This is a genomic window from Pediococcus sp. AC40 (assembly GCF_030252485.1).
In the GTDB taxonomy this organism is placed as follows: domain Bacteria; phylum Bacillota; class Bacilli; order Lactobacillales; family Lactobacillaceae; genus Pediococcus; species Pediococcus acidilactici.
In genome coordinates this window covers 991154-1006252 of record NZ_CP127012.1, presented here as the reverse complement: position 1 = coordinate 1006252, position 15099 = coordinate 991154, and the positions used below count along the sequence as shown (strand labels likewise).

General features: G+C 42.8%; 13 protein-coding genes. 4 read left to right on the top strand and 9 right to left on the bottom strand.

The annotated features are described in order from the left end of the window. Positions 1-44 precede the first annotated feature (44 nt). A complete protein-coding gene (thmT, locus tag NL111_RS04870; protein WP_002831590.1) occupies positions 45-233 on the bottom strand; it encodes a 2-hydroxymuconate tautomerase in 189 nt (62 codons plus the stop codon). 184 nt (positions 234-417) lie between these two features. Between thmT and NL111_RS04865 the strand changes: the two genes are divergently transcribed. Beyond that, positions 418-1848 (top strand): C69 family dipeptidase, encoded by a 1431-nt coding sequence (locus tag NL111_RS04865; protein WP_285110576.1) that lies wholly within the window; start codon positions 418-420, stop codon positions 1846-1848. 58 nt (positions 1849-1906) lie between these two features. On the opposite strand, the gene lepA is transcribed toward NL111_RS04865, so the two are convergent. Further along, positions 1907-3745 carry a translation elongation factor 4 gene (gene lepA / locus NL111_RS04860; RefSeq protein ID WP_285110575.1) on the bottom strand — a complete coding sequence of 613 codons (1839 nt, stop codon included), beginning with the start codon at positions 3743-3745 and terminating at the stop codon, positions 1907-1909. A gap of 178 nt (positions 3746-3923) precedes the next feature. On the opposite strand from lepA, the gene NL111_RS04855 reads away from it, so the two are divergent. Continuing rightward, entirely contained in the window at positions 3924-4613 is a 690-nt protein-coding gene (locus NL111_RS04855) for a hypothetical protein (protein ID WP_285110574.1), read from the top strand. Between the two features lie 206 nt (positions 4614-4819). On the opposite strand, the gene ebgA is transcribed toward NL111_RS04855, so the two are convergent. Beyond that, positions 4820-7894, bottom strand: a complete 3075-nt coding sequence (ebgA, locus tag NL111_RS04850; RefSeq protein WP_285110573.1) for a beta-galactosidase subunit alpha — start codon at positions 7892-7894, stop codon at positions 4820-4822. 18 nt (positions 7895-7912) lie between these two features. After that, positions 7913-9388, bottom strand: coding sequence for an amino acid permease (locus NL111_RS04845; protein WP_220444135.1), 1476 nt, complete (start codon positions 9386-9388; stop codon positions 7913-7915). Between the two features lie 116 nt (positions 9389-9504). On the opposite strand from NL111_RS04845, the gene NL111_RS04840 reads away from it, so the two are divergent. Both NL111_RS04840 and NL111_RS04835 read left to right on the top strand, forming a co-directional pair. After that, positions 9505-10347 carry an AraC family transcriptional regulator gene (locus NL111_RS04840; protein ID WP_002831582.1) on the top strand — a complete coding sequence of 281 codons (843 nt, stop codon included), beginning with the start codon at positions 9505-9507 and terminating at the stop codon, positions 10345-10347. Between the two features lie 104 nt (positions 10348-10451). After that, positions 10452-11015, top strand: a complete 564-nt coding sequence (locus NL111_RS04835) for an LOG family protein (protein ID WP_002831581.1) — start codon at positions 10452-10454, stop codon at positions 11013-11015. Positions 11016-11115: 100 nt separating this feature from the next. Here the strand turns inward: NL111_RS04835 and NL111_RS04830 are convergent, their stop codons facing one another. The 5 genes from NL111_RS04830 to NL111_RS04810 form a co-directional block, all read right to left on the bottom strand. Next, on the bottom strand, positions 11116-11856 hold the full coding sequence (locus NL111_RS04830) for a 3-oxoacyl-ACP reductase (protein WP_053906008.1): 741 nt from the start codon (positions 11854-11856) through the stop codon (positions 11116-11118). Beyond that, a complete protein-coding gene (locus tag NL111_RS04825) occupies positions 11856-12077 on the bottom strand; it encodes a DUF2829 domain-containing protein (protein WP_053906007.1) in 222 nt (73 codons plus the stop codon). The genes NL111_RS04830 and NL111_RS04825 overlap by 1 nt, the downstream gene beginning before the upstream one ends. Before the next feature lie 24 nt (positions 12078-12101). Continuing rightward, positions 12102-12584, bottom strand: a complete 483-nt coding sequence (locus tag NL111_RS04820; RefSeq protein WP_002831576.1) for a QueT transporter family protein — start codon at positions 12582-12584, stop codon at positions 12102-12104. A 317-nt stretch (positions 12585-12901) separates the two neighbouring features. Beyond that, a complete protein-coding gene (locus NL111_RS04815; RefSeq protein ID WP_285110572.1) occupies positions 12902-13858 on the bottom strand; it encodes a ketopantoate reductase family protein in 957 nt (318 codons plus the stop codon). After that, positions 13855-15069 (bottom strand): L-lactate MFS transporter, encoded by a 1215-nt coding sequence (locus NL111_RS04810; protein ID WP_058121001.1) that lies wholly within the window; start codon positions 15067-15069, stop codon positions 13855-13857. Before NL111_RS04810 ends, NL111_RS04815 begins: the two co-directional genes overlap by 4 nt. Between the last annotated feature and the right edge of the window lie 30 nt (positions 15070-15099).

The window sequence follows — 15099 nt, the reverse complement described above, 5'->3', positions numbered from 1 at the left end:
CAGGTGCCGGTCCGTTTCTTTGAAGAAGCTTTTTATTAATCAACCTATTTTTCGTCGCTCTTTAAAACCCCCGCTACTGAATAACGGTTCTTTTGCATTTCGTTCAAAACAACGTGCACGTGTTCGGCAGGAGCGCCAGTATTTTTTACTACCGCCGCGGTAACGTCCTTTACCAATCCGCGTAGTTGATCTTCACTACGTCCTTCGATTAAATCAATATGAATTAACGGCATTTCAAATCCCTCCTTTAATAAAATTGCCACAACTATAATCTCATGAATTGCTTTAAAAAACAAAGTGTTTTTAACAATTATAAAATCAATTTATCTTACGTTTTGCTGGCCTGCTTTTTAGAAACAATGCCCTCATCGCTATCGGTTTCTTATGATACACTAAAGGAAATAACGAAAGAAGGTTTTGACAATTACTCAAAAATATTCAGCTTGTACAAGTTTCTTAGCGGGTAAATTGGCAACTGCCGACGGTTCAACGATGATTGCGCGTAACGAAGACGCTAAATCAGCTTGGCCAAAGCATTTTGTGGTACATCCCCACCACGTTTCCACCGCGGATGAACGCACGTTTAAATCAAACGACAATGGCTTTACTACAAAACTACCGGAAGTCCGGGGTAAATATACCGCCACTCCAGAATGGACTGCCGAATTTGGGCTCTTTGAAGAAGATGGAATCAACGAATACGGCGTGGCGATGAGTGCTACCGAAAGTGCCTACACTAACGAACGCGTCTTAGGTTTTGATCCGCTTGTCAAAGATGGGCTGGGAGAAGAAGCTATGGTAACGGTCACCCTTCCTTACGTGCACAGCGCCCGTGAAGGAGTTCAATACCTAGCTAAACTTATTGAAGAAAATGGCACTAACGAGACTAACGGAATTTTGTTTGCCGATGCGGATGAGGTTTGGTACATGGAAACCGCTGGCGGCCATCAGTGGGTTGCGCAACGTATTCCTGACGATTGCTACGCAGTAGTGGCCAACCAGTTGTCGATTCAAGAAATTGATTTTGATGACCCGGACCACTTCATGTTTAAGGCCGACATTCGTGAGTTCGTTGCCCAGTACCACCTTAACCCCAACCCAGCAAGTTTCAACTTCCGTGAAATCTTTGGGGTGAACGATTTATCAGATGAGTATTACAACACTCCGCGGGTTTGGGAAGGTCAACGAATTTTAAATCCGGAAATTAAACAAAGTCCTACTAGTCATGACCTTCCGTTTATACGACGGGCTAGTCGCTTAATTCAAGTTGAGGACGTCCAACAAATCTTAAGTTCTCATTATGAAGGGACCCCATATAATCCGGTCGGCACAGGTACGGAAACTGAAAAGCATCAATTCCGGCCAATTAGTCTGCCGGCAACTCAAGAATCACACATTTTACAAATTAAGCCAGACCTTCCGATTGAAATTGGTGGGATTCACTGGCTGGCCATGGGCGTAGCTGCGCAAAGCGTTTATGTCCCATTCTTTGCTGGGATGAGCAGCACTCCGGAGATGTACCACCATGGCGAAAAAATTTACTCTGCAGATTCTGCGTACTGGGTCTTCAAATTGGCAAGCGTCCTTACTGATGCGCATTACCAACAGTTTATTAAAGCACTTAACGACACCCGAAGTAAGGTTAACGTAGCTATGAAAAATAAGCTACACGAATACGAAACGCAGGCTACCCAAATCGATCGTCAGGAATTAACACCGTTGCTTAACCAAGCTGGTACGGAGATTAGCGATATTGCGATTAAAGCTTACCAAGCGTTGACCGCGGAGTTAATTACCAAGTCAACTGACTTATCCCCGCTTTACTTCGCCCATAATCCCGAACTATAAAAAAACAGCGAAAGCTAGTAAACTAGTTTTCGCTGTTTTATTTTGTCTTAAATTAGGCTTATTTCCCTTTACTTTCCGTATCGGTCTTCAAAACAGTCATGAAGGCTTCTTGTGGCACTTCAACCTTTCCGACCGATTTCATCCGCTTTTTACCCCGTTTTTGTTTCTCTAAAAGCTTAGCACGCCGGTCTGGGTCCCCAGTATGAATGCGAGCCGTAACGTCCTTACGATAAGCACGAATGTTAGTCCGCGCAATAATTTTATTTCCAATCGCTGCCTGGACCGGAATTTCAAAGTTCCGTCGGGGAATGATTTCCTTAAGGCTAGCCGTAATTTCGTTACCCCGTTGTTGAGCGAAATCTCGGTGAGCGATAAAACTTAAAGCATCAACCCGATCGCCATTGAGTAAAATGTCAATTTTAACTAGGTTGCTGACTTTATATTCGCCGAGTTCATAATCTAATGAAGCGTAACCGTGTGTACTTGACTTCAATTTATCGAAGAAGTCAAAAATAATTTCGGATAATGGTAGTTCATACTTAACGTCCACCCGATTCTCGTCAATGTAATCCATCGTATTAAAGATTCCCCGCCGATACTGGGCCAATTCCATCACGGCCCCCACATAATCGTTAGGCACCATGATATCCGCGTTAACGTACGGTTCCTTGATATTCTTGATGTTCGACGCATCCGGCATCTCCGAAGGGTTTTCAACCGAAATTTCGCTACCATCGGTTAATTCCACCCGGTAAGTAACCGACGGTGCCGTAGTAATCAAATCTAAATTAAATTCACGTTCAAGACGCTCCTGAATTACGTCCATATGCAACAATCCAAGAAAGCCGCACCGGAACCCGAAGCCTAATGCCTGAGAAGATTCTGGTTCAAATTCTAAGGCAGCATCGTTAAGCTGGAGCTTTTCTAGGGCCTCCCGCAAATCGTTATACTTAGCGTTATCAGTAGGATAAAGTCCCGAATAAACCATGGGATTCATTTCTCGGTAACCTTCTAACGGTTTTGCAGCCGGGTTATTTAATAACGTAACTGTATCACCAACCCGAGTGTCCTTAATATCCTTGATGCTGGCGGTGATGTAACCAACGTCACCAGCCATTAAATATTCCCGTTTAAGCGGGTTTGGGGAATTAACTCCCACTTCGTTAACTTCGTAGGTTGCCCCGCTGTTCATTAACTTGATTGTGTCGCCGGGCTTAACCATCCCTTCAAACAAACGGACGCTTAATACCACCCCGCGGTAATCATCATATTTGGAATCAAAAATTAGCGCTTGAAGCGGTACGTCCAAATCCCCATCTGGTGCCGGGACCTTTTCGACAATTTGTTCGAGTAATTCTTCAATTCCGATTCCTTGCTTAGCACTCGCCATCACTGCATCACTGGCGTCTAACCCAATTACGTTTTCAATTTCATCTTGAACTCGCTTAGGATCTGCAGCTGGCAAATCAATTTTATTAATTACCGGAACGATTTCCAAATCATCATCGATTGCTAAATAGACGTTGGCTAACGTTTGTGCTTCCACGCCCTGGGCAGCATCAACTACTAGGACCGCGCCTTCACAAGCGGCCAGACTCCGAGAAACTTCGTATGAAAAATCTACGTGTCCCGGAGTGTCAATCAAATGGAAGATGTACTTTTCGCCATCTTTAGCGGTGTAATGCAATTCTACCGCATTCAGCTTAATGGTGATTCCCCGTTCCCGCTCTAAATCCATGGTATCAAGCAGCTGATTTTGCATATCTCTTTTTGCGACCGTATCGGTTAATTCGAGAATCCGGTCCGCTAAAGTTGATTTACCGTGGTCAATATGCGCAACAATTGAGAAATTCCGGATGTGCGCTTGCCGGTCTTTTAAATCTTTATATTCGTTCATAGATAGTTTCCTTTTCATAAGTAATCACTAAGCTAAATTATAGCAGACCTCCCGCAAAAATTTAAATGCTCCGGCCAACTAATTCCCGAAGGTTTCGCATTTTCAGAAATATGCTAAAATTAAATAAGTAATTTTAAGGCAGTATGTCAATAATCTCAATGAAAGGCTTGTAGATTCAATGGCTGAAAATGAACAAAAGGTAACGCAAACACAATCAAGCAGTAAAGAAACTACTAGTAGTCCCGCTGCTTCAAGTCACGCTACCCAAAATAATAATAATCACAATTCCAATCAAAACCATCAATCAAGTTCGCAACCGCGTCAGTCCCAACCAAGCAGTTCGGCGCCCGCACAAAGTCACGCAAGCAGTCGACCAGCATCATCGGCGCCTTCTTCGTCTGCTAAATCGAGTTCGCGTCCCGCGGAACGTCAATCCCAAACCAACCACAACGGAAATTGGCGGTGGCAATCACACGAATACAACTTTGGCAATCAAAACCAGGCCCCCTCGTCATCGACCGTAGATGACGAGTCCACGGATGAATCCAGTAAAGAATCGTCGGAAAAGTCGAAGTCTGCTAAACACTCGTCTTCTTCTAAGGCACATAAAGCTAAGAAAAGTAAAATCATTACCACGGTCGAATCGGATACTTCGCATAGCTCAGGGATTGAGTACAACGAACATCACGGCGGCCTTTGGACGGCATTAATTTTACTAATTATTATTGTAGGCGGGTACCTATTTTGGCGTAAAAAACACCCGCGGACAGCCACGGTTCCATCCGAACATCGCGGAAAACGGCGTTTCCGACCTAATTTGAATTTTTTCGTAAAACCAGTCGGTCGCCACGGAAAACGACGCCGATAAACGAACTATAAAGGCTAGCTATAAGTTAATCAACTTAGCTAGCCTTTTTATCAGCTAACTCGATAACTTTCCCCGGGAACTATCCGACGTGCTTAAACACAGTTTTAAATACGAATCACACTTTGAAATCAAATAAAAAACGGGAGCCCGTAGAGTAATCTACTTGCTTCCGTTTTTAATTTATCGTGTTCTTAAGATCTTTAATGCTAATCAAATTCGTCAACTAACTCTTCCCGAGCAAGGACGGTATCCCGAACCTCCTTTTGATTGAAGCCCGTCATTCGAAATGATAATTCGAAATCCGTAACTTTTGTACGGTACTTTTCCAGTTGCCACTGTCCGCAAGAAAAACTACCAAGTGCGTTTTGTTGGTAATCTAAATTCAAAACCACGTAGTCCCGTTTCTTTAAATCGATGGTGTGTTTGGCTTCATCAAGATCCCGTTGTTCATAATAAGAAGCGCTAAAGTTAATTCCGGATGGATTACTAAATAACATCCCTTGACCGCGTTCATCCGTTAAGGAGGCCCATTTAGTATCTAAATGATTCCCGTTTGCTTGTGGCACTACGTAATTGGTAAATAAACTATCCACGTCAGTTGTGTAAACCCCGAGTAGCCCAGCTTCCCGAGAATCGACATAGTTTTCTCGAGGCCCACGGCCAAAGTAACGAACTTGTGCTAAATCCGGATTTAATCTTAAATCCACTCCCAAACGAGGGAGCATGTCTGGGGTCATGTCAAGCTTACCATCTGGGGTCCCGTTTAATTTAAATAGTATGTCTCCGGTTGCTAAAATCCGATACTCGTACTGGCAATCAAAGTGCCAAGCACTATTAGTAGTCCCGTGCATCGTCTTCACTCGAACTACCGCCTCTTGCTCGCTAGCTTGCCAACTAAAATCACGCACTACTTCATGCTCTAAATGTAAAAATTGGCGTTGCTTCATTTCGGTTACAATCTCCATATCGTTGCTAGTCGGCGCTCGCCAGAAGGTAAACTGCGGGCCCCGTTTTAGTAACTTTTGCCCATCTTTTTGATAATCAATCAGCTGACCGCACACGGTATCCAACGTAACTGTAAAATTATTTCCACTAATCTTCAACGTGGTCGCCCCTTCACTAACTTGTAAAGTTCCTCGTGGCGACACTAAGATTCGGCTAGATTGAATTGGTAAAACAAATTGGGCGGTAGCTAATTCAAATCCCGCTGGCGCAAACGAGGTGTTCCGTCTGAGCCGGTATGAAAGATTTAGGTAATACGTTGCCCCAGGCTCCCCAGCATGCGGTAGCTCATCCAGTAATTGAATTTCTTTGGTTTGTCGTGCGGGAATACTTGGCAGCGAAATGCGGCCGCTAGTTAGAAGTTGGTCGTCTGCCATTACTTCGTAAACTAAATCAAAAATCTGTAAATTGGTAAAATCATACCGGTTAATTAACTTTATTCGTCCTTCCTGAAGGTTAACTTTTTCGGTGGTTACCGGCTCGATTACTTTTTTATACTCGTAAAGGCCGGGTGAAGGAGTGCGGTCCGGCATTAAGAGCCCGTCAATACAGAAATCTCCATTAGTGGGATCGTCCCCAAAATCGCCGCCGTAGCGATAATACTTGCGCCTATCTTCCGTATAAGATTCAATCCCGTGATCAAACCATTCCCAAATAAAACCACCTTGCAGTTTATCATGAGCATAGAATAGGTCTTGGTACTCCTTTAAATTTCCCGGTCCGTTCCCCATGGCGTGCCCATATTCACAAAGGATGTGCGGTTTCTTAGCGTTCTTAATTACATCCTTCATGAGCAATTTTCGGGTCGGATGTTCTAACCAGGTGTACATCGTAGAATATACATCCACTACCTCAGCATCAAAATCACCTTCGTAATGGACCAACCGGGTCGGATCCATTTCTTTAGCCACTTCCGCCATTTTTCGGAAATTACAGCCAAAAGAGGATTCGTTTCCTAACGACCAAAAGATAATTGAAGGATGGTTACGGTCACGAGCAATCATCCGAATCAACCGGTTAACAAAGGACGTCTCCCACTGGGGGTCGTCGCTAATCCAGTCATACTTTTCAGTTAATTCAAAGCCGTGGCATTCCAAATCGGTCTCGTCAATGACGTACATCCCGTAGCGATCGCAAAGGTCGTAAAAATAGTATGCATCAGGGTAGTGACTAGTTCGGATGGCGTTAATATTAAATTGTTTCATTAAAATAATATCTTTTTCAATCTCTGCTTCACTGACTACCCGCCCGTTACGGGGATTGTAGTCGTGCCGGTTAACCCCCTTTAGTTTAATGGCCACCCCATTGACCAAAAAGGTGTCTCCCACAACTTCAATAGATCGGAAACCGACCGTTTGAGGAATCACCTCGATCACTTGCTCTGCATGCTTAACCGTCATCAAGACGGTATACAGATGTGGCAGCTCGGCACTCCAAGGTTTAACGTGCGGAATTTGGGTTTCAAATTTGACCTGCGTACCCTGTGGTTGATTGGTTGCCGTGTAAAGGACGTTTTGCTTTTCGTCCAGCAATTCCACTTGCACTGTCTGCCCAGCTTCTTTTCGTAAAGTAGCAGTAATCTGTAAATCACCATCTTGGTAATCGTGGAGCAGGTTCGCAGTTACTTGGAAATCTTGAATTCCATTTTTAGGGACGCCCAAAAGTTCCACATCGCGGTAAATGCCACTTAACCACCACATGTCCTGATCTTCTAGATAAGTCCCGTCTGACCACTGGTAAACTTGCACGGTCAAATCATTGACTTCGTGTAAATACACTAGATCCGTAATATCGAACTCAGCTTCGTTACGTGCTCCCTTACTGTAACCAACCATTTGCCCATTAACCCAAACTTTATACGCTGAGTCCACCCCACAAAATCGAAGGATGATGGTTTGATCCTTAAATTCGGCGCCCACTTCAAAAGTTCGTTTATAAATTCCAGTTGGATTTTCGGTGGGTACGTACGGTGGATCAATTGGAAAGTTATACCATAAGTCTGAATAATGCATTTTGCCATATCCTTGGCGTTGCCAATTTCCAGGGACCGTGATTTCGTCCATAGTAGTAGTGTCAAAATCACTTGCAAAGAAATTTTCTGGGCTATATTCCGGTGCGGGCAAGAACATAAACTTCCACACCCCGTTCAAATTCTTAAAGGCCTGGGTGTACCGATTTTCACCAATTAACGCCCTTTCACGAGTCGGGTAACTGTTAAAATGTGCTCGCGGCGCCATTCGATTAATCCCATCTACTTGATAGTTTTCCCATTGTTTCATTTTTTAACCTTCCTTTACCTAATTAAGTCGTTGTTTGCGTTCATAACGGTACCAACAAATCCACGCAAAGCCCATGAACACGATTAAGCCGACCACGTTATAAACCAACATTCCGATTGGACTAGCGGTCCCCTTGGGCAACGTGCCGTGGATTTCCTGCATAATTAAATGGGGGTCTGGTACGGTGGACATGAAGAATACAAAGATGAAGGTCAGTAACAGAAAAATTCCTACCGTAATCCCAAACGACCGGTGCCCTAGCTTAAAGCTCCGCGGCATATCATCCTTTTTCCAACGAAGTTGAATATAGGCAATCAGCAAGAATAATACTGGCAGCAAAGACGTCGAAGCGGTCATGTTGATGAGGGTTTCTAAAAAGCTGTCCATACTTCCAATCCCTAACGCCGGTACAATCAGCAAAGTCGTTACAATAATTCCCTGAACAATTAAAGCGTTAGTGGGGTTACCTTCTTCGTTAGTCCGTACTAACCACTTACCAAAAACACCTTCTGGAATTTCAGAAAAGAACACCTTTACCGGGGCTGCCGTCCAAAGGGCTAACGAACCTAAGCTCCCCAAGCATAAAATCACTCCCACTAATCGAACCATTACTCCTCCAGGAATGTTGAAATAGTTACCGAGAATTTTAAAAATATCAAAAATCCCATTTGAAAAATTTCCCTTCAATACTTCAGTAGGAACCACTAGACCAACTGCAACGGCCCCTAAAATATACATAATTCCTACAATCACGGTGGCACCAATCATTGTTTTAACGAAGATCTTATTGCCACCCTTCACGTCTTTAATGTAGACTCCGATACTTTCACCACCGCCCACGGCTTGAAGAATCCAAGCCATCGTCATGAAGAACGTCCAGTTAAACTTAGGAGTAATCGATTTTAGCGTAAAATCTTGTGCCGGCGCCTTGCCAAACCCAAAAACAACGATAAAAGCTAAAATAACAAACGCGACGCCCATAAATAACCGGGCACTTCCCGCAAAATTAGTTACCTTCGAGATCCAAGAAACTCCCTTGATACAAACCCAAGTCATAATCCAAAACAAAATTACTGAAATAATTGCAATCACCTTCGTACCATGGCTACCTTCAAAAACGTTTTTACCCACAAAAGAATACGAAGCATAAATCAAGGTATTGGGTAGCAACGAACAGAAGAAGAATAGGTTAACAAAAAAATACGACCATGCTCCCAAAAAGGCCCAGCGTTCTCCGAGAACTGAAGCTAGCCAACTGTGAATGCCAGATTCATTTTCTGCGTTGGCTGAAGCAAATTCGGCAATCATCAAAATAAACGGGAAAAAGTAAAATACCGAACCAAATATGTATCCAGGAATGGTCGCTAAACCAATTTGAATACTATTGTTGACAATGCTGGGAAAAGCAAAAACTGCTGAAAAGGTCATCAACATTAGGGCTACTGGTCCTAAACGCTCTCTTGAATTGTTCATGATTGTAAAGCCTTCTTTCATCTAGATTAAGCAATTGCTATACTTGAATTATAAAGCGCTTACATATTCACGGACATAATAATTGTTGCCCATTTATTGTAATTTTGTTGACATTAACCAATAAGGAGTTAACCCAAATGAATAACCAATTTACAGAAGACGTCAGCATTCTTGTAGATAACGATCCCCTTAGCGCAGAATTTCACATTTACGAAGTCGGCTATGAAAAATGTCAGCCCACTAAGCCTTTTGAATACATCCCGATTGACTATTGGGTGCTTCACTACGTTATGGACGGCAAAGGTTACTTTTCAGCCGGCAATTCCGACTTACAACACCTTTCGGCTGGCGATACATTTTTGTTGCCCGCTAACTGCCCCAATATTTATTATCCTGATAAGGCCGATCCTTGGACGTATGTGTGGGTCGGAATTTCGGGCGAATTAACTGCTAAGTATTTAGCTCAAATCGGACTTAGCCGCCGGAATTTCGTAATTAACGCCTCCATTGATAAAACTAAAGAAATGCTATTTAACCACGTTTACCAAGCGTTTAAAGACAAACAAAACTTCCAGTCGTTAAGCGCCGTTTATTCTTTATTGGATTATCTACAACAAGAAAATCACGCAAACAATCCGGTTAACCAAGGAAAACAGATTTTTGATAAAATACTACTTTACGTCGACGAAAATTTTGCTTCAGGACTCACAATCAGCCAAATTGCTGCTAATAACAACGTAGATCGTTCTTACTTATATAAGTTATTTCAGCGTTATCTTGGTAAAAAACCGAGTCAGTATGTTCACCAGTTAAAATTGCAGAAGGCCTGTTCGCTTTTACGAAAAAGTTCGTTAAATATTACTCAAATCAGCCAAGAATGTGGTTTTTCATCCTCGGCATATTTTACCAACGTCTTTGCTAAAGAAATGAATTCTACTCCCTTAAAGTATCGCAATCGGTTTATTCGTGCGCGGAATTAACTTATCACTAACCCAACGGGTATAAATTGTTTACCCGTTATGCATTGACACCCCCGTTTAAAATGTCTTATACTAGACACTTCGAAAACGAGGAGGGAATTTTTGTGAAAATAACGGTATTTTGTGGCTCCCGTCCGGGAAATCACCCCAATTTTAAAGAGGTCGCCTATAACATTGGCACTACCCTAGCTCAAAAAAACGTTGAACTAGTTTACGGAGGGTCCACTTCAGGAACCATGGGGGCAATTAGCCAGGGCGTTCTAGACCACGGTGGCAAAGTGACCGGGATTTATCCCGAAGGTCTTTTTGAAGATGAGCTACCGCGCAAAAACACCACTTCCTTTATTACCACCAAAACCATGGCAAAGCGAAAAGAGTTATTAATCAATAAGGGCGACGCCTACCTAGTTTTGCCAGGCGGTTTGGGAACTTTAGAAGAAGTTAGTCAATTGTTGTCCGATATGGCAATTGGATTGGTTCCACTTAAAAAAGTCGGTATTTTGAATATTAACGGATACTATGATCACTTAATTAGTTTACTGGATAATTTTGTTGATACCGCCTTTATGGAATCCATCTATCGAAAGCAGCTCGTCGTTACGGACGACTACCAAAAACTAGTAACTGCTATCTTAGCTACAACTGATAGCGCAGAAATTAGCGCTTAAGTAAACCCAATCCCAGATAAAAACAACCTGATTGCTAATGCCTTATCGTGCTTTAGCAACCAGGTTGTTTTATTATTAATTATAAAAATTTCCAATAGTTTTACTTAGCTACCCAACCACCATCCACGGGAATGATCACTCCTTGTAGATAGCTTGCTGCCTGACTCGCCAAGAATAGGGTCACGCTGGCGACTTCAGCGGGCTTTGCCCAACGTTTTACCGGAACTTCTTGGGCAACTGCCTTAGCAATTTCACCCCCATCCGCAAAATCCTTTGCGTTCATCGGGGTATCAATACATCCCGGAGCAATTCCGTTAACTCGAATCCCCTTAGGTGCACAATCCATTGCAAGCTGCTTTGTAAAACCAACGATGGCATGTTTTGAAGCGGTATAAGCAATTCCTCCGCCTCCCGCAACCATTCCAGCAATTGAAGCCATGTTAATAATTACTCCAGAATGCTTCATTTTAGGCAACGCGGTTTTAGTAACGTTAAACATACTGGTAACGTTATTATTGAGGATCCGCTGCCATAGGGTTAAAGACGTGTCTTCAATTGGTAAGTAGTCGTCTAGCATCCCGGCCGTATTTAATAGAATGTCGATCCTTTCTAAAGGTTGAAGGGCTTCTGTAACCGCTAAGGGATCGGACAAGTCCACTTGCGTAAATTTAAAATGGTTGGGATATTGTTTTTGAATTTGGTCCATTTGATCAATGTTTTGATCAAATCCCCACACAAGGGCGCCTTGTTCTAAAAAGGCTTGGGCCTGTGCTAACCCAATTCCAGAATTGCTTCCGGTCACCACTACTTGGCAATCGGTAAACTCGGTGATCTGCGACATTATCCTACAACCTGCCAATCATCTGCCAACACGTCACATACCGTGGGCGCAAAGCTGGAGTATCCCTCGCTAGTGGTCTTAATTAGCATATACGGGGTTACTGGAACCCCCGCAAACGTTTGGTTTTCCACCACGATTACAAACTCTTCGTCACCGTTCCATTGTTGGCGAATTGCCTTTCCGCCTTGCTTTAAAATTGGTAAGATTTTTTCAAAAGTCATTTAAATCCCTCTTTAATTTATAAATTATTCATATAAGTTAATTTTCTTGGTAATTAGGTAAATAATCACCGCGCCAATTGCCATCGATGCAATTTCTCCCAGGGCTAAAACCCAGTAAGTGGGAAAGAGCGGCAAATTCATGTATAAGTGCATTTCTAAATCCACTAAAAACATTCCGGGTAATTGGCAGAGCGTAGCGATTAAGAATTTAAGTGGTTTGGCACCGATGTTTCGTGCCGTAAAGTAGGTTAGCGTAGTTCCGATTAGCGTCCCGGCTGTACCAAAAATCATGTCCACCACTCCCAACGGGCTGAAAATGTTTACAATCAACACGCCGAGGGTCACCGCAAAAATATAGCGCTTGTTAAACGCGGCTAAATGGTTAAACATTTCTGACAACCTTAACTGGACTACTCCATAGCTAATGGGAGCAAAAATTAGCGTGATTGCCACGTAAAGCGCCGCAACTACGCCAGTTGCCGCAATATTACGGTTAATTTTACTCATCAATAAATCACTCCTAGTTTTAATTTGAGGCGGGATTTCGCGAACCGCCTGGGCTGGTAAACGTTGGTTAAATAGTTAAATTTTCAGGCCTACCTCCAGCATTTTATTAAAGTTTCTAACCAATTCGTTTAACTAGCCTTCCTCATCTTACCCGTCTGTTTTAGAAAAGTCATCCTTTGTTTTAATCTATTTAGTGAATTTAAAAAGCCCCCCTTTATTATTAGGCTAAGGACCGAATTCAGAAATTAAAGTACCACCTCAATTTCTAAAATATGGCCAACCACCTAATTATTTAAGGGACCTTCAAAACCGCTTTATTAAATTTTTCTGTCCGTCAAGCTCCCCCCTAACTGCCCCAATTGCTCCTTGCTATGAATTAATCCCGTAATCATTTGGTTTACTGGGGTGGCGAGTTGATGCTTTCGGCCTAGTTTGACTATGTAGCCGTTCAAAAAATCAATTTCCGTGAGGCGTTGCTTATTCAAATCTTGATGCATCGATGGATAATGTTGCCCACTAGCCTGGGGATCGAACTGCACTTCCAGCATTTGTTTAATTATCCTTACGCTAAAGGGAATTCCCTCCGCCTGTGCTACTGTATTAATTTCTTCTAAAATTAGATCGGTAAGTTGGGTTCCGTAATTCAATTGCCCAAATTCCGCCACGTTGCAATTTAATAAGGCAGATAAGGGATTAATCACACTGTTAAAACCAGCTTTTCGCCAAATCGATTCGTGGACATTTTTGACTAAGCTTGCTTGGAGTCCTGCTTCATTCAAAAGATTTAGCACCGTACTTAACTTTGCTGGAGCAAAATCAGAAGAAACGGCTTGAAAATCAATGCGCCCCTTTCCCGTTGCTTTAATTTGCCCTGGTCCTAGCAGCTCGGAAGACCATAGTGTCACCCCAATTAAAATTTGGTCTGCTGAGACAAACTGTCTTAAAGTTTCTTCGTTGCCAAAACCATTTGATAAACAAAGTAAAGTGGTTTGTTCATCAATGATGGGGATGATTTTGTGCAGAAAATCCGTCATCTGCATCGCCTTGGTAAAGACGATTACCAAGTCAAATCGCCCAGTTGCTTGTTCTGGAAAAAGTGCTGGAATATGGTAGTTTTGAGTCCCTTGCTCATTTTCCACTCGCAAACCTGATTCATTAATTGTTTGAATATGTTCTTGCCATTGGTCAATCAACGTAACTTGCACACCAGCCTCGGCAAGCATTGCACTAAAACGACACCCCATTGCGCCAGCTCCTGCAATTGCTACTTTCATAATTTTTTCACTCCTTTTTGTTCGATTCTTTGTAAAGCCTCTTTAGCCCAAGCCTTTAATAAATAAATTGCGAGTACTCCTAAAACTAACAACCCCATTGCAATAATAAAGACGATTGCAAAAGAATGCGTATACTTAAAGAAAGCGGCCGTTACGTATGGGGCAACCACCGCGCCAATTGCAAAACCAAAATAAATAAACGCATAATTTAATCCTTGGTTACGTAGCCCAAAATTAGCGCTGGTGATACTGGGAAACACAGCTAGCACACCTGCATAGCAAAAGCCGATGCCTAATGCACAAACGTAAAAAAGGCTTGTATTTCCCTTACCAAGCAGTAGTAAGACCATAAAAAGCGCCATTAGTGCGTAAACTAGTGCTAAAGTATGGTACTCACCCAACCAGTCGGAAACCGTTCCCCAGATTAGCCGACCGACGGAATTAGCAATGGAAACTCCACTAACTACCACCGCACCAGCAGTTAAGCCGTACGCTCCCATCCCAATTTGCGCCGACGAACTACTAATGACCATCCCAGAAAATACACCAAAGGCCATGATCCAAAACATCAGCCAAAAACGCCGGTCTTTTAGCATTCCCCGCCAGTTTTGGTCCATTTTAGAAGCCACCAGCTGTTTGCTATCCTTGGCCGGTGCACTGCGAATGAAAAATTGAACTACAAAAATCACTACTAAATAAACCATCCCTAGCCAAAACAAAGACTGACTAATATTCATCTTGGTCAAGAAGAACTGCGCCAGCGCGGTACATAAAAGAGTACCCACGCCAACGCCAGCCAGAACGCAGCCTGAAGCTAATCCCCGTTTATCAGGAAAAAACTTAATTGCATTATTAAGGTTGCCCGTGAAGGCCAACCCGCTTCCTATTCCCGCAATTAAACCGTACGTTAATAATAGCAACGGTAATGTTTTTACAAATCCGGATAGAATGAATCCAATTGAAAATAAGACTCCACCTAACACAATTGCTAATTTCCCATGTCCACGATCAATTAATGCCCCACCCCAAATCATGGGTAGGGGGATGATCCCCATATTTATGGAAAACGCTAATGATAAAACTGCCGGATCCCAATGATATTGCGCAATTAAAGGCGTTTTAAAAAAGCTAAAAGCGTAAACTCCGCCTAAAACAAAGTTAATTAGCACATGTGCCGTGAGCATTACCCACCGATTCAAGTTCTGTTTCATCTGCCACTCTCCTAAAGTTAAAAATTTCAC